Source organism: Mycobacterium sp. WUMAC-067 (genome assembly GCF_020217485.1).
Taxonomy (GTDB): domain Bacteria; phylum Actinomycetota; class Actinomycetes; order Mycobacteriales; family Mycobacteriaceae; genus Mycobacterium.
The window spans coordinates 26,994-43,314 of the sequence record NZ_JAEKMI010000006.1 but is presented as its reverse complement, the minus strand read 5'-3'; the positions used below and the strand labels follow the sequence as shown (position 1 = coordinate 43,314).

At 68.9% G+C, this 16,321-nt stretch carries 10 protein-coding genes; 6 read left to right on the top strand and 4 right to left on the bottom strand.

The features are described 5' to 3' along the window. The first annotated feature begins 324 nt into the window (after positions 1-324). The 6 genes from ag85A to JF781_RS05725 all read left to right on the top strand — a co-directional run bounded on the left by ag85A (position 325) and on the right by JF781_RS05725 (position 12,718). A complete protein-coding gene (gene ag85A / locus JF781_RS05750) occupies positions 325-1,368 on the top strand; it encodes a diacylglycerol acyltransferase/mycolyltransferase Ag85A (RefSeq protein WP_225329181.1) in 1,044 nt (347 codons plus the stop codon). Positions 1,369-1,531: 163 nt separating this feature from the next. Next, on the top strand, positions 1,532-2,434 hold the full coding sequence (locus JF781_RS05745) for an esterase family protein (protein WP_225329206.1): 903 nt from the start codon (positions 1,532-1,534) through the stop codon (positions 2,432-2,434). 96 nt (positions 2,435-2,530) lie between these two features. After that, the gene (locus tag JF781_RS05740) at positions 2,531-3,541 is read left to right on the top strand and encodes a cutinase family protein (RefSeq protein ID WP_225329182.1); all 1,011 of its coding nucleotides are present in this window, start codon (positions 2,531-2,533) and stop codon (positions 3,539-3,541) included. Positions 3,542-3,844: 303 nt separating this feature from the next. Beyond that, positions 3,845-5,743, top strand: a complete 1,899-nt coding sequence (gene fadD32, locus JF781_RS05735) for a long-chain-fatty-acid--AMP ligase FadD32 (RefSeq protein WP_225329183.1) — start codon at positions 3,845-3,847, stop codon at positions 5,741-5,743. Between the two features lie 103 nt (positions 5,744-5,846). After that, on the top strand, positions 5,847-11,144 hold the full coding sequence (gene pks13 / locus JF781_RS05730; protein ID WP_225329207.1) for a polyketide synthase Pks13: 5,298 nt from the start codon (positions 5,847-5,849) through the stop codon (positions 11,142-11,144). Between the two features lie 8 nt (positions 11,145-11,152). After that, positions 11,153-12,718 carry an acyl-CoA carboxylase subunit beta gene (locus JF781_RS05725; protein WP_225329208.1) on the top strand — a complete coding sequence of 522 codons (1,566 nt, stop codon included), beginning with the start codon at positions 11,153-11,155 and terminating at the stop codon, positions 12,716-12,718. Here the strand turns inward: JF781_RS05725 and JF781_RS05720 are convergent. The 4 genes from JF781_RS05720 to JF781_RS05705 are packed head-to-tail and all read right to left on the bottom strand — an operon-like array spanning position 12,715 to position 16,144. After that, a complete protein-coding gene (locus JF781_RS05720) occupies positions 12,715-14,493 on the bottom strand; it encodes an acyl-CoA dehydrogenase family protein (protein ID WP_225329184.1) in 1,779 nt (592 codons plus the stop codon). The two genes, JF781_RS05725 and JF781_RS05720, sit on opposite strands and share 4 nt — an antisense overlap. 10 nt (positions 14,494-14,503) lie before the next feature. Then, positions 14,504-15,145: a Crp/Fnr family transcriptional regulator gene (locus JF781_RS05715; RefSeq protein WP_225329185.1), complete on the bottom strand. Its 642-nt coding sequence runs from the start codon at positions 15,143-15,145 to the stop codon at positions 14,504-14,506. A 6-nt stretch (positions 15,146-15,151) separates the two neighbouring features. Continuing rightward, on the bottom strand, positions 15,152-15,610 hold the full coding sequence (locus JF781_RS05710) for an FHA domain-containing protein (RefSeq protein WP_225329186.1): 459 nt from the start codon (positions 15,608-15,610) through the stop codon (positions 15,152-15,154). An 18-nt stretch (positions 15,611-15,628) separates the two neighbouring features. Then, complete coding sequence (locus JF781_RS05705; protein ID WP_225329187.1) at positions 15,629-16,144, bottom strand: hypothetical protein; 516 nt, start codon at positions 16,142-16,144, stop codon at positions 15,629-15,631. Positions 16,145-16,321: the final 177 nt, after the last annotated feature.

The window sequence follows — 16,321 nt, the reverse complement described above, 5'->3', positions numbered from 1 at the left end:
GCAACATCACATTTGGCCCCTCACCAGCTGGCATCGGCGGGCAAGCACATGTGCGGATATCGCCTCTTTGACACATGTTTGACATGAAAACCGCTGGGTAGGTGGGCCGCTCGACGTTCGGCGGCTCGCCTCGATGCGAACGAATGGGGCAAGGTGTGGTTGACTACACGGGCACTCCTGCGCTTCGCGCGGCGACGATGCGGGCCGACGATGGCCTGAGGAGGAGCCGTGCAGGTGGGTACGCGCAGGCAGTTTGACCCAATCAGGAAAGCGCCCAATCGGACGAATGCGCCGGGAGGCCGCAAGAAGGATGAGGAAGCAAGGATGACGCTTGTCGACAGATTGCGCGGCGCCGCGGCGGGTATGCCGCGCCGGCTCGTGGTGGGGGCCGCCAGCGCGGCGCTGCTGACGGGTCTGATTGGCGCCGTCGGAGGCTCGGCGACCGCCGGTGCCTTCTCGCGCCCGGGTCTGCCCGTGGAGTACCTGCAGGTTCCGTCCGCCGGAATGGGCCGCGACATCAAGGTTCAGTTCCAAAGCGGTGGTGCGAACTCGCCGGCGCTGTACCTGCTCGACGGTATGCGTGCGCAAGACGACTTCAACGGGTGGGACATCAACACCCCGGCGTTCGAGTGGTACAACCAGTCGGGCATCTCGGTCGCCATGCCGGTGGGTGGCCAGTCCAGCTTCTACTCCGACTGGTACAAGCCCGCCTGCGGTAAGGCCGGCTGCACCACTTACAAGTGGGAGACCTTCCTGACCAGCGAGCTCCCGGCCTACCTGCAGAGCCAGAAGCAGGTCAAGCCGACCGGCAGCGCCGTCGTCGGCCTGTCGATGGCGGGATCGTCGGCGCTGATCCTCGCCGCCTACCACCCGGAGCAGTTCGTCTACGCCGGCTCGCTGTCGGCGCTGCTGGACCCGTCCCAGGGCATGGGCCCGTCGCTGATCGGTCTGGCCATGGGTGACGCCGGTGGCTACAAGGCCGCCGACATGTGGGGGCCGAAGGAAGACCCGGCCTGGGCGCGCAACGACCCGTCGCTTCAGGTCGGCAAGCTGGTCGCCAACAACACCCGCATCTGGGTGTACTGCGGTAACGGCAAGCCGTCCGACCTCGGTGGCGACAACCTGCCCGCGAAGTTCCTCGAGGGCTTCGTGCGGACCAGCAACCTGAAGTTCCAAGAGGCCTACAACGGCGCCGGCGGTCACAACGCCTTCTGGAACTTCGACGCCAACGGCACCCACGACTGGCCCTACTGGGGCGCGCAGCTGCAGGCGATGAAGCCTGACATGCAGTCGGTGCTGGGGGCCACCCCGGGTGCGGGCCCGGCCACGGCCGCGGCTGCCGGTAACGCAACCGGCCAGGGCACCTAAAACACGCCAAGCATCACGACTGACGGCGGGAACCCTTCGAGGTTTCCGCCGTTAGTCTTTCGCGCCCACGTGTGACCTGTTTCACTACCCGGCGAGCGCGGGTACTGAGCCGCTGGCTACTGTGCATTCAGCGACTACACGATGGAGGGTGGACATGACGGTCGTGCGGGGTGTGCCAGCGCTTCTTCGGGCGTTCTGTTTTGCCGCGCTAGCGGTCGGGTTGGTCTTCGTTTCGCCGGCGGCCGGGACCGTCGGCAAAGCCAGGGCCGCGGGCTACGAAAGCCTGATGGTTCCGTCGGCGGCCATGGGCCGCGACATCCCGGTGGCCTTCCTCGCCGGTGGTCCGCACGCGGTGTACCTGCTGGACGCCTTCAACGCGGCGCCCGACGTGAGCAACTGGGTCACCGCCGGCAACGCGATGAACACGCTGGGCGGCAAGGGCATCTCGGTGGTGGCCCCGGCCGGCGGCGCCTGGAGCATGTACACCAACTGGGAGCAGGACGGCAGCAAGCAGTGGGACACCTTCCTGTCCAGCGAGCTGCCGGACTGGCTGGCCGCCAACAAGGGCCTCGCGCCCGGTGGCCACGGCGCCGTCGGCGCCTCGCAGGGCGGCTACGGCGCGATGGCGCTGGCCGCCTTCCACCCCGACCGCTTCGGCTTCGCCGGCTCGCTGTCGGGCTTCCTGTACCCGTCGAGCACCAACTACAACGGCGCCATCCTGGCCGGGCTGCAGCAGTTCGGCGGCGTGGACGGCAACGGCATGTGGGGGGCGCCGCAGCTGGGCCGGTGGAAGTGGCACGACCCGTACGTGCACGCGGCGCTGCTCGCGCAGAACAACACCCGGGTGTGGGTCTACAGCCCGACCAACATGGGCGGCGACGACGCCGCGATGATCGGGCAGGCGTCCGCGGCGATGGGCAGTTCGCGGGAGTTCTATCAGCAGTACCGCAGCAACGGCGGGCACAACGGCCACTTCGACTTCCCGGGCGGCGGCGACAACGGCTGGGGCTCGTGGTCGGGGCAGTTGGGGGCCATGTCGGGCGACATCGTCGGCGCCATCCGCTAGCTCTGCGAGCCGGTACCGTGTAGGAGTGCAGCCGGGGTTCCAGGGCCGCTTGCCCGGATCCGAGCTGCGATCCACCGACTCTGCTGGCAGGAGAACATGGCTAACAGCGCCCGGCGCAAGCGCCGCCGCACCCTCGCCTGGATTGCGGCCCTTTCGGTCGCCGGCGTCGTCTTGTTGGTCATCGTGGGCGTCGTCACCGTGCTGCGCGGGCGCGAGTCGCAGCCCAGCGCGGTGCCGCCCGGGGTGTTGCCCCCGTCTTCGACGACGTCGCACCCGCACAAGCCGCGACCCGCATCCCAGGACTCCTCGTGTCCCGACGTGCTGCTGGTCAACGTCCCCGGCACGTGGGAGTCCGCCCCGCAGGACGACCCCGCCAACCCGATGCAATTCCCGAACGCGTTGCTGCACAAGGTGACCGCGAGCATCACCCAGGATTTCCCGGCGTCGCGGGTGCAGGCCTACACCACCCCGTACACCGCACAGTTCCACAATCCGTTGAGCGGCGACACGCAGATGTCCTACAACGCCAGCCGGGCCGAAGGCACCCGCGCCACCGTCGCGGCGATGACCGACATGAACACCAAGTGCCCGCTCACCAGCTACGTGCTGATGGGCTTTTCGCAGGGCGCGGTGATCATGGGCGACATCGCCAGCGATATCGGCAATGGCCGCGGGCCCGTCGACGACGACCTGGTGTTGGGTGTGACGTTGATCGCTGACGGGCGTCGCCAGCTCGGGGTCGGCAACGACATCGGCCCCAACCCGCCGGGCCAGGGCGCCGAGGTCACGTTGCACGAGGTGCCCATCCTGTCCGGGATGGGTCTGACCATGACCGGTGCGCGCCCCGGTGGCTTCGGTGACCTCAACGGCAAGACCAACGAGATCTGCGCGCCGGGCGACCTCATCTGTGCCGCACCGGAAGAGGCCTTCAGCATCGCCAACCTGCCGAGCACACTGAACACGTTGGCCGGCGGCGCCGCGCAACCGGTCCACGCGCTCTATGCGACGACGCAGTGCTGGAGCGTCGACGGCGCCCCGGCGACCGACTGGACGTTGAACTGGGCTCACGGGCTGATTGCGAATGCGCCACAACCGAAACACGGATGACCGGGGTGGTGGGACACAGGCTTTAGGTGGCGGTTGCCGGTGGCGATCAGCGGTACCTTGTGATTTGGTCTGCCGTGGGCAGGCCCGTAACATTAAGAGGAATTTAAGAGCTACCAGGCTTTGTCGCGGACCCGGGTCGTGGTCGTTGCCGGCTGGGACTGGCACGTGACCGGCGTTCTGGCCCGCGCGTAGACATGTAACGGTTGGCGGGAGCCGGCCTAGAGAACGAAATGTCGGCGGAGCCGACCTAGACAACAAACGTCGGCGTAGCCGACCAGATAACAGGTGTGACAGGAGAGCGGCATGGCGTACCACAACCCGTTCATCGTGAATGGAAAGATCAAGTTCCCCGAGAACACGAACTTGGTCAAACACGTTGAGAAGTGGGCGCGGGTGCGTGGCGACAAGCTCGCCTACCGGTTCCTGGACTTTTCCACCGAGCGCGACGGCGTCGCCTGCGACATCTCCTGGTCGGAGTTCAGCGCCCGCAACCGCGCCGTGGGCGCCCGGCTGCAGCAAGTCACCCAGCCCGGTGACCGCATCGCCGTGCTGTGCCCGCAGAACCTGGATTACCTCATCGCGCTCTTCGGCGCGCTGTACGCCGGGCGGATCGCGGTGCCGCTGTTCGACCCGAGCGAGCCGGGCCACGTCGGCCGCCTGCACGCCGTGCTCGACGACTGCACCCCCTCGACCATCCTGACCACCACCGAGGCCGCCGAGGGTGTCCGCAAGTTCATCCGCGCCCGCGCGGCCAAGGAGCGGCCCCGCGTCATCGCCGTCGACGCGGTGCCCAGCGAGGTCGCGTCCACCTGGGAGGCGCCCGAGGCCGACGAGAACACCATCGCCTACCTGCAGTACACCTCCGGCTCCACCCGCACCCCGACCGGTGTGGAGATCACCCACCTGAACCTGCCCACCAACGTGCTGCAGGTGCTCAACGGCCTGGAGGGCAAGGAGGGCGACCGCGGCCTGTCCTGGCTGCCGTTCTTCCACGACATGGGTCTGATCACGGCGCTGCTGTCGCCGGTGCTCGGCCACAACTTCACCTTCATGACGCCGGCCGCCTTCGTGCGCCGGCCCGGCCGGTGGATCCGGGAGATGGCGCGCAAGCCCGACGACGCCCCGGACTGCGAGGTCTTCACCGTCGCCCCGAACTTCGCGTTCGAGCACGCCGCGGTGCGCGGTGTGCCCAAGGAAGGCGAGCCGCCGCTGGACCTGAGCAACGTCAAGGGGATCCTCAACGGCAGCGAGCCGGTGTCCCCGGCGTCGATGCGCAAGTTCTACGAGGCGTTCTCCCCGTACGGCCTGCGCGAGACCGCGATCAAGCCCTCCTACGGGCTGGCCGAGGCGACGCTGTTCGTCTCCACCACGCCGATGGACGAGCCGCCCACGGTCATCCACGTCGACCGCGACGAGCTGAACAAGCAGCGTTTCGTCGAAGTCGCCGCCGACGCCCCCAACGCGGTGGCGCAGGTTTCGGCCGGCGTCATCGGCGTCGACGAATGGGCCGTCATCGTCGACCCCGAGACCGCCAGCGAGCTGCCGGACGGTCAGATCGGCGAGATCTGGTTGCACGGGAACAACCTGGGCATCGGCTACTGGGGCAAGGAAGAAGAGACCAACGACGTCTTCCGGAACATCCTCAAGTCGCGGATCAGCCAGTCGCACGCCGAGGGCGCCCCCGACGACGGGATGTGGGTCAAGACCGGCGACTACGGCACCTACCACAAGGGCCACCTCTATATCGCGGGTCGCATCAAGGACCTGGTCATCATCGACGGCCGCAACCACTACCCGCAGGACCTCGAGTACTCGGCGCAGGAAGCCAGCAAGGCGCTGCGCACCGGCTACGTGGCCGCGTTCTCGGTGCCGGCGAACCAACTGCCGCAGGAAGTGTTCGACAACCCGCACACCGGGCTCAAGTACGACCCGGATGACAGCTCCGAGCAGCTGGTGATCGTCGCCGAGCGCGCCGCCGGCTCGCACAAGCTGGACTACCAGCCCATCGCCGACGACATCCGGGCGGCCATCGCCGTGCGCCACGGCGTCACGGTCCGCGACCTGCTGCTGGTGCAGGCGGGGACCATCCCGCGGACCTCCAGCGGCAAGATCGGGCACCGCGCCTGCCGCGCCGCCTACCTCGACGGCAGTCTGCGGAGCGGAGTCGGATCCCCGACGGCCTTCGCCAACTCGACGGACTGAATTTCTGAGGACCATGGCTGACACTGAGCACCCCGAACACGAAACCCCGGGCCCTGACGGGGAGGTGCCCGCGCCCGCCACTGAGGCCGCCAACAAGGCCGAGATGACCGTCCCCGAGATGCGCCAGTGGCTGCGCAACTGGGTGGGCAGGGCGGTCGGACGGTCACCGGACGACATCGACGAGTCGGTGCCGATGGTCGAGCTGGGCCTGTCCTCGCGCGACGCGGTGGCGATGGCCGCCGACATCGAGGACATGACCGGAGTCACGCTGTCGGTCGCGGTGGCCTTCCAGCACCCGACGATCGAGTCGCTGGCCACCCGCATCATCGAGGGCGAGCCCGAGATGCCCGATGACGACCTGGCCGGCGCGGACTGGACCCGCACCGGTCCGGCCGAGCGCGTCGACATCGCGATCGTGGGCCTGTCCACCCGGCTGCCCGGCGACATGAACAGCCCCTACGAAACCTGGCAAGCGCTGATGGAGGGCCGCGACGCCATCACCGACCTGCCCGAGGGCCGCTGGTCGGAATTCCTCGAGGAGCCGCGCATCGCCGCGCGGGTCGCGACGGCTCGCACCCGCGGCGGCTACCTGAAGGACGTCAAGGGCTTCGACTCCGAGTTCTTCGCGGTCGCCAAGACCGAGGCCGACAACATCGACCCGCAGCAGCGGATGGCGCTGGAGCTGACCTGGGAGGCGCTCGAGCACGCCCGGATCCCCGCGTCGTCCCTGCGCGGCGAGGCCGTCGGCGTGTACGTGGGCTTCTCCAACAACGACTACCAATTCCTGGCGGTCTCCGACCCGACCGTCGCGCACCCGTACGCGATCACCGGCACCGCCAGCTCGATCATCGCCAACCGGGTGTCCTACTTCTACGACTTCCGCGGCCCGTCGGTCGCGCTGGACACCGCCTGCTCGAGCTCGTTGGTGGCGACGCACCAGGCGGTGCAGGCGCTGCGCAACGGCGAGTGCGACGTCGCGGTCGCCGGTGGCGTCAACGCGCTGCTCACCCCGTTGGTGACGCTCGGTTTCGACGAGATCGGTCAGGTGCTTTCCCCCGACGGCCGGATCAAGTCCTTCTCGTCGGACGCCGACGGCTACACCCGCTCCGAGGGCGGCGGCATGTTCGTGCTCAAGCGGGTCGACGACGCCCGCCGCGACGGCGACCAGATCCTGGCCGTGATCGCCGGCAGCGCCGTCAACCACGACGGCCGGTCCAACGGCCTGATCGCGCCCAACCAGGACGCCCAGGCCGAGGTGCTGCGCCGGGCCTACAAGGACGCCGGCATCGATCCGCGCACCGTCGACTACATCGAGGCGCACGGCACCGGCACCGTCCTGGGTGACCCGATCGAGGCCGAGGCGCTGGGCCGCATCGTCGGGCGCGGCCGTCCCGCCGACCGTCCGGCGCTGCTGGGCGCGGTGAAAACCAATGTGGGACACCTGGAGTCGGCCGCCGGCGCGGCCAGCCTGGCCAAGGTAGTGCTGGCGCTGCAGCACGACAAGCTGCCGCCGTCGATCAACTTCGCCGGTCCCAGCCCCTACATCGACTTCGACGGCATGCGCTTGAAATTCGTTGACAGCGCGACGGATTGGCCGCGCTACGGCGGCTACGCGCTGGCCGGGGTGTCCAGCTTCGGCTTCGGTGGGGCCAACGCGCACCTGGTCGTGCGCGAGGTCCTGCCGCGCGACGTGGTGGAGCGCGAGCCCGAACCCGCCCCGCAGGCCGAAGCCGCCCCGCAGGCCGAAGCCGCCAAAGCCGCCGAAGCGGCCGAGGCCCCCACGCTCGAAGCCCACTCGCTGCGGTTCGACGACTTCGGCAACATCATCCCCGACGCCGACGCGCCCGACGAAGAGGAAGAATACGAGCTGCCGGGCGTGACCGAAGAGGCCCTGCGCCTCAAGGCGATCGCGCTGGAAGAGCTTGCCGCGCAAGAGGAGTCGGAGCCGACCAAGCCGCTGATCCCGCTCGCGGTGTCGGGCTTTTTGACCTCGCGCAAGAAGGCCGCGGCCGCCGAGCTCGCGGACTGGATGGAAAGCCCGGAGGGGCAGGCGTCGTCGCTGGAATCGATCGGCCGGGCGCTGTCGCGGCGCAACCACGGCCGCTCGCGCGCGGTGGTGCTGGCCCACGATCACGAAGAGGCCGTCAAGGGCCTGCGGGCGGTCGCCGAGGGCAAGCAGCGGCCGAACGTGTTCAGCGTCGACGGCCCGGTGACCAGCGGCCCGGTCTGGGCGATGGCCGGTTTCGGTGCGCAGCACCGCAAGATGGGCAAGAACCTCTACCTGCGCAACGAGGTCTTCGCCGAGTGGATCGAAAAGGTCGACGCGCTGATCCAGGACGAGCGCGGCTACTCGGTGCTCGAGTTGATCCTCGACGACTCGCACGAATACGGCATCGAGACTTCCAACGTCGTCATCTTCGCCATCCAGATCGCGCTGGGCGAGCTGCTCAAGCATCACGGCGCGAAACCCGCTGCGGTGGTGGGTCAGTCGCTCGGTGAGCCCGCGTCGGCCTACTTCTCCGGCGGCCTGTCGCTGCGGGACGCCGCCCGGGTGATCGCCTCGCGCTCGCACCTGATGGGCGAGGGCGAGGCCATGCTGTTCGGCGAATACATCCGCCTGATGGCGTTGGTGGAGTACTCCGCCGACGAGCTGAAGACGGTCTTCGGCGACTTCCCCGGCCTGGAGGTGTGCGTCTACGCCGCACCCAGTCAGACCGTGATCGGTGGTCCGCCCGAGCAGATCGACGCGATCGTCGCCCGCTGCGAGGCCGAGGGCCGCTTCGCCCGCAAGCTGCAGACCAAGGGCGCCGGCCACACCTCGCAGATGGATCCGCTGCTCGGCGAGTTCTCCGCGGAACTGCAGGGCATCAAGCCGATGAGCCCCACCGTCGGGATCTTCTCGACGGTGCACGAGGGCAGCTACATCAAGCCCGGCGGCGAGCCGATCCACGACGTCGCGTACTGGGTCAAGGGAATGCGGCATTCGGTCTACTTCACGCACGGCGTCCGCAACGCCGTCGACAGCGGCCACACCACGTTCCTCGAACTGGCGCCCAACCCGGTGGCGCTGATGCAGATCGGCTTGACCACCGCGGCCGCGGGTTTGCATGACGCCCAATTGATTCCGACGCTGGCCAAGAAGCAGGACGACGTCGAGTCGATGACCTCGGCCATGGCCCAGCTCTACGTCCACGGCCACGACCTGGACATCCGGACGCTGTTCACGAGGGCGCAAGGGCCCGAGGATTACGCGAACATCCCGCCGACGCGGTTCAAGCGCAAAGAGCACTGGCTGGACGTGCACTTCTCCGGCGACGGCTCGGTGATCATGCCGGGGACCCATGTCGCGCTGCCGGACGGCCGGCACGTCTGGGAGTACGCGCCGCGCAACGGTGAGACGGACCTGGCCGCGTTGGTGAGATCGGCTGCGACACAAGTCCTTTCGGATGCCCAGTTGGTGGCCTCCGAGCAGCGCGCGGTGCCCGGCGCGGGCGCCCGGCTGGTGACGACGATGACCCGGCATCCGGGTGGCGCCTCGGTTCAGGTGCACGCCCGCATCGACGAGTCCTTCACCCTGGTCTACGACGCGCTGGTGTCGCGGGCCGGGCAGAGCGTGGCCGCGTTGCCGACCGCGGTGGGCGCGGGTGCGGCAATTGCGGCCGCCCCCAGCACGATTGCCGCGCCCGAGCCGGCGGCTCCCGAGGCCGAGGAGACCGACGCCGAGACGCTGTCGGACAGCCTGACCAACCGCTACCTGCCGTCCACCGTGGGCCGGTGGTCGCCGGACTCCGGTGAGACCATCGGCGAGCGGCTGGGCCTGATCGTCTCGGCGGCCATGGGCTACGAGCCCGAGGACCTGCCGTGGGAGGTGCCGCTGATCGAGCTCGGCCTCGACTCGCTGATGGCGGTGCGGATCAAGAACCGCGTCGAATACGACTTCGACATGCCGCCAATCCAATTGACGGCGGTGCGCGACGCCAACCTGTATGCCGTCGAGAAGCTGATCGAGTACGCGGTCGAGCACCGTGACGAGGTCCAGCAGCTGCACGAGCACCAGAAGACGCTGACGCCCGAGGAGATCGCCAAAGAGCAGGCCCAGCTGCTCAGCGGGGCGACCCCGGCGTCGGTCGCCGCGCCCGCGCCCGACCCGCAGGCCGAGCCCGAGACTCAGCCGGCGCCAGCGTCGTCCCCGGATGCGCCGATCCCGCCGCCGCCGACGGATCCGTCCGGCCCGGCCGCGGCGACCAACGGTGGCCAGCCGAACCTGGCGGGAGCGCTCAGCCAGGAGGCGGTGGCCAAGGCGCTGAATTCCGATGTGCCGCCGCGCGATGCCGCCGAGCGGGTCACCTTCGCCACCTGGGCGATCGTGACGGGCAAGTCGCCGGGCGGCATCTTCAACCCGCTGCCCAAGCTCGACGAGGACACCGCGGCCAAGATGGCGCAACGACTCTCGGAGCGCGCCGAGGGCACCATCACCGCCGAGGACGTGCTGACGTCGGAGACCATCGAGGCGTTGGCCGAGAAGGTGCGCGACTATCTGGAGGCCGGCACCATCGACGGCTTCGTCCGCACCATCCGGGCGCCCGAGAACGACTCGCAGGTACCGGTGTTCGTGTTCCACCCGGCCGGCGGGTCGACCGTGGTCTACGAGCCGCTGCTCAACCGGCTGCCCGCGAACACCCCGATGTACGGGTTGGAGCGGGTGGAGGGCACCATCCAGGAGCGGGCCGCGCAGTACGTGCCGAAGCTGCTGGAAATGAACGACGGCAAGCCGTTCATCCTGGCCGGGTGGTCGCTCGGCGGTGCCCTGGCGTATGCGTGCGCGATCGGGTTGAAGCGGGCGGGCGCCGACGTGCGGTTCGTCGGGATGATCGACACCGTGCGCCCCGGCGAGGAGATCCCGCAGACCAAGGAGGAAACCCGCAAGCGCTGGGACCGTTACGCGAAGTTCGCCGAGCGCACCTTCAACGTCGAGATCCCCGCGATTCCCTACGAGCAGCTCGAAGAGCTCGACGACGAGGGGCAGGTCAAGTTCGTCTTGGACATCGTGCAGCAGAGCGGCGTGCAGATCCCGGGCGGCATCGTCGAGCACCAGCGGACGTCGTACCTGGACAACCGGGCGCTCGAGACCGTCGTGATCGAGCCGTACGACGGCCACGTGACCCTCTACATGGCCGACCGCTACCACGATGACGTCATCGAGTTCGAGCCGCGCTATGCGATCCGTCAGCCCGACGGCGGCTGGGGCGAGTTCGTCGCGGACCTGGAGGTGGTTCCGATCGGCGGCGAGCACATCCAGGCCATCGACGAGCCGATCATCGGCAAGGTGGGCGCGCACCTGGCCGAGGTGCTGAATAAGGTGGACGCGGAAACCACCCAGACAAGTGAGGTAGGCAAGTAGTGACGGAGATGGCGCCGGCTCCCATCCAGCACACCACAGCCGAGAAGCTGGCCGAGCTCCATCGCCGCCTGGAACTGGCGCAAGAGCCCGGCGGCGAGAAGGCCGTCGCCAAGCGCGACAAGAAGGGCATCCCCAGCGCCCGCGCCCGCGTGCACGCGCTGGTCGACCCGGGCACCTTCCTGGAGACCGGTGCGCTGGCCAAGACGCCGAACGACCCGAACGCGCTCTACGGCGACGGGTGCGTCACCGGGCACGCCATGATCGACGGCCGGCCGGTCGGGGTGTTCTCCCATGACCAGACGGTCTTCCAGGGCACCGTCGGCGAGATGTTCGGCCGCAAGGTCGCGCGGCTGATGGAGTGGTGCGCGATGATCGGGTGCCCGATCATCGGCATCCAGGACTCCGGTGGCGCCCGGATCCAGGACGCGGTCACCTCGCTGGCGTGGTACGCCGAGCTGGGTCGCCGGCACGAGGCGCTGTCCGGCCTGGTGCCGCAGATCTCCCTGATCTTCGGCAAATGCGCTGGGGGAGCGGTGTATTCGCCGATCCAGGACGATCTGCTCGTCTCGGTGCGCGACCAGGGCTACTTCTTCGTCACCGGCCCCGACGTGATCCGCGAGGTCACCGGCGAGGAGGTCACCCTCGACGAGCTCGGTGGCTCCGACGCGCAGGCCCGCTACGGCAACATCCACCAGGTGGTGAACTCCGAGGCCGAGGCGTTCGCATACGTGCGCGACTTCCTGTCGTTCCTGCCGTCGAGCACCTTCGGCAAGCCGCCGGTGGTCAACCCCGGCCTGGAGCCGGAGATCACCCCGACCGACCTGGAGCTCGACTCGATCGTGCCCGACTCGGACAACATGGCCTACGACATGCACGAGATCCTGCTGCGGATCTTCGATGACGGCGACTTCCTCGACGTCGCCGCGCAGCACGGGCCGGCCATCATCACCGGCTACGCCCGGGTCGACGGCCACCCCGTGGGCGTGATCGCCAACCAGCCCATGTACATGTCCGGGTCGATCGACAACGAGGCCTCCGACAAGGCCGCGCGGTTCATCCGGTTCTGCGACGCGTTCAACATCCCGCTGGTTTTCGTGGTGGACACGCCCGGATTCCTGCCGGGTGCCGAGGAGGAGAAGCGGGGCATCATCAAGCGCGGCGGGCGGTTCCTCTACTCCGTGGTGGAGGCCGACGTGCCCAAGGTGACGATCACCGTCCGCAAGTCCTACGGCGGCGCCTACGCCGTGATGGGCTCGAGACAGCTGACCGCCGACTTCAACTTCGCCTGGCCCACCGCGCGCATCGCGGTGATCGGCGCCGAGGGGGCCGCGCAGCTGCTGATGAAGCGCTTCCCCGACCCGACCACCCCCGAGGCGCAGCAGATCAAGAAGGACTTCATCGAGGGCTACAACCTCAACATGGCGATCCCGTGGACCGCGGCCGAACGCGGCTTCATCGACGCGGTCATCGACCCGCACCAGACGCGGCTGCTGCTGCGCAAGTCGATGAAGCTGCTGCGGGACAAGCAACTGTGGTTCCGCACCGCACGCAAGCACGGGCTCATCCCGATCTAGTCCTCGAGCCGCAGCGCGCCGTCGACGAGTTCGTCGAAGCGCTCCAGCGCCTCGTCGGAGTCGGCGTCGATCCCGCGCAGCGCCCCGCGATCGGCGAGATACCGCTGCGCGTAGAGCCGCGCGACCAGCGCCTTGCGCCCGCCGCCGCGGGTGGCGCGCTCCCAGGCGGCCTGCTCGACGAGCAACGCGCCCCCGTAGACGTCGCCCATGAACTGGGCCAGCCCGAACAGCCGCGCCTCGGCCAGCTCGCTGTCGAGTTTGGACCACGCGGTGATCGCCGCGTCGAGGTCCTCGATCCGGCCGGCGACCAACCGGGTGGCTTCGTCGTCGTCGGCGACGGACACGGCATCGCGTAGCCGCGCCAGCAGCGTCTCGTGCGCGCGGGTCTGCTCGATCCCGCGGCGCACGTCCAGGCACAGGATGTTGTCCGGGCCCTCCCAGATGGTGTTGACCTGCGCGTCGCGCAAAAGCCTTGCCACCGGCCAGGTCTCGATATAGCCGTTGCCGCCGTGGATCTCGATGGCGTCCGACGCCGCGGTGATCCCCAGCCGGCACACCTTCAGCTTGGTGACCGGCACGGCGATGCGCTGCCGCAGGCTGCGCGGCTGGCGATGGTTGGTGGCGCCGGTGCCGTCGAACACCAGCGCCTGGGCGGCTTCGACATCGACGATCAGCTCCGCGAGCTTGCGCCGCATCAACGGCTTGTCGATCAGCGCCCCGCCGAAGGCCCGCCGCTGCCGCGCGTAGCACAGCGACTCGACCAGGGCCCGGCGGGCGTTGCCGAGCCCGAACAACGCGATGCCCAGCCGCGCGGCGTTGGTCAGCTCCATCATGCGGCCCAGCCCCTTGCCGTCGGAGGGGCCGGATTCGGGGTTGGGTTCGCCGGACAGCAGGAACGCCTCGGCGTCGACGAACTCGACCTCGCCCGAGGCCACCGAACGGGTGCCGAGTTTGTCCTTCAGGCGCCGGACCCGCACGCCGTTGCGGGAGCCGTCGCGGCGGGTGCGCAGCACCAGGAAATTGGCGACGCCCCGCGAAGAGTCCGGCGCGCCTTCGGGTTTGGCCAGGACGACGAACGCCTCCCCGGCGCAGTTGGACGCAAACCACTTGAACCCGTTGAGCAGCCACGAGTCGCCGTGGCGTGTGGCGGTGGTCTCGAGCGCGCCCAGGTCGGAGCCGCCGGTGCGCTCGGTGAGCAGCTGCGCCGTCTCCCCGGCCCACTCGCCGGAGGCGAATTTGGCCAGCACGTGTTCGGCCACGTCGGGCGGCGCGTAGGCCGCCACCAGGGACTGCACCATGCCGCCGCCGGTGCCCAACGCGCACCCCATCCCGATATCGGCTTGATTGAGCAGATAATTCGACGCGAACAGCGTCAGCGACGAGCTCATCTTCGCCTCGCGCGCCTCGGTCCGCAGCGCCCGCTGGGCGTCCAGGACGGCCCGCTTGGACTGCGTGAACGACGGCGGCATGACCACCTGGCTGATGTCGTGACCCCATCGGTCGTAGCGCTCCAGCCGTGGCGGGTTGCGGTCGGTCTCCTCGGCCCACCGCGCCACCGGGCCGCCCATCAGCTCGCCGATGCGGGTCAGATGGCGCTCGGCCAACGTCAGCTCGTCGGGCTGCAGGTAGTACGCCATGGTGAACTGCAGCGTGGGATCGGTGCTGTACCAATTGAGACCGACGGCGCCGCGGTAGTTCTCCGTCGCGTAGCGCTGCGATTTTTCCTCGGTGGAGAACGGCAGCCTGTCCACCGCCTCTACGGCGTAGTCGCTCATGGGGGAGACGCTACGCGCCGAGCCGATCGTCATGCGGTAGCGCGCAGTCGACGGCCCCGGCGCGGCGGGCCAGCGCGTCGGGGTTGAGGATCAGAACGGTCTTGCCTTTCAACGAGATCCAGCCGCGTGTCGTGAAGCTGCGCAGCGCCTTGTTCACCGATACCCGGTCGGCGCCGACGAGCTGGGCCAGCTCGTCCTGGCTGAGTTCGTGGGCCAGGCGCAGCGCGACCCCCTCGCGGGCGCCGAACCGCCTGGCCAGCGTCAACAGCTGGCGGGCCACGCGGGCGGCGACGTCGCTGGAAACCAGTTCGACGAGTTGCCGTTCGGCGGCCTGCAACCGCTGGGTCAGCGCCCGCAACAGCTCTTCGGCCAGCGCCGGCCGCCGCGCCACCGTCGCGCGCAGGGCCGCGCGGTCCAGCCATTGCGCCCGCACGTCCGTGAGCGCCGTGGCGGTGCACGCGCGGGGGGCGGGGTCGAACACGGCCAGCTCACCGAAGATGTCTGTGGGCCCGAGGATCGCCTGCACGCTGGTGCGGCCCGCGGGGCCACGGAGGCTGATCTTCACCATGCCTTCGACGATCACATAGAGCCGGTCGCCCGGATCGCCCTGGGCGAAAATCGTTTGGCCGGGCCGGAATTCGGAGGTGTACATCGTGGATCACGGCGTCGGGGCGGTCAGGAAAACGAGCCGGAAATTGCCGACCTGCAGCACGTCGCCGTCGGCCAGCACCGCAGAGTCGACGGGTTCACGGTTGCGATAGGTGCCGTTGAGGCTGCCGAGGTCGACGAGGAGGAATTCGCCGTTCTCGTTGCGGATTTCGGCATGCCGACGGCTGACCGTGATGTCGTCGAGATAGATGTCGCTGGCCGGGTGGCGTCCGGCGGTCATCAGGGGCCGGTTCAGGACGAACGTCGAACCGACGTTGGGACCCCGCTTGACCACGAGCATGGCCGAGCCGCGCTCCAGCGCCGCCGCCTCGGCCACCGCCGCCGTCGTGTCGATTTCCTCGGGGGCAGCTTCGGCAGGCAGCGCGGAGCCGCGGAGCGCGGACAGGTCGCCGGTGGCGTCATCGGCCGCGATTCGCTGCTGCCGCGTGTCCCGTTGTGATGCCGACACCGTCGCCCCTCATCCGACCTACGCCCTCACCGGCACGACGAACTCGGAGGTGTAGAACTCCGCCGGGCTCTGCGAGTGGGGGTTGGGTTGTTCGATGATCACCCAAACGCCGGTCGTGCCGGGCCGAACGCTGTCTTGTACGGTCGCGTTCGCACTGCCCGCGCCGTCGGTGTCCAGGCCGGTGAAGGCGGTCCCGGGATCGCCGGGCCCGCACGTGGCGGAGGCCGGGCGGGGCATCTGGATCAGCCCCACGTCGAAATGGGTGCCGGGCTCCGGCGCGTCCACCAAATGGACGTCCGCGACCACCCTCGACCCGGCCGTGTGGACGACGGCGTAACCCGTCCCCAGCGACGGGTGGGGCTGCTGCACCGCGAAACTCACCAGACTGAAATCGCAACGCCGAAGTTTGGCGTCGAAAACCACGGTGGTGCCGGCGCCTTCGGCGTCCGCCGTGCCGATGGCGAACGTCGCGGCCGGCCAAACCAGCACCGTGGCCGCGGTGGCGCAGGTTTTCAGCCGTGTCAGCGTGTCCATGGGGGCCACCCTTTTCCGTAGTGTGAACTGGATCACATACGGAATGAGTATTGTCCCGCAATTGGCCGATTCAAACCCTCGGTCGACAATTACTCGGGCGTTAATTCGGTGGGCTATTCGACCAATCAGAAACGGCCGCGGCACGCCATTTAACGTCGCCGACAATAACCTTTTGCG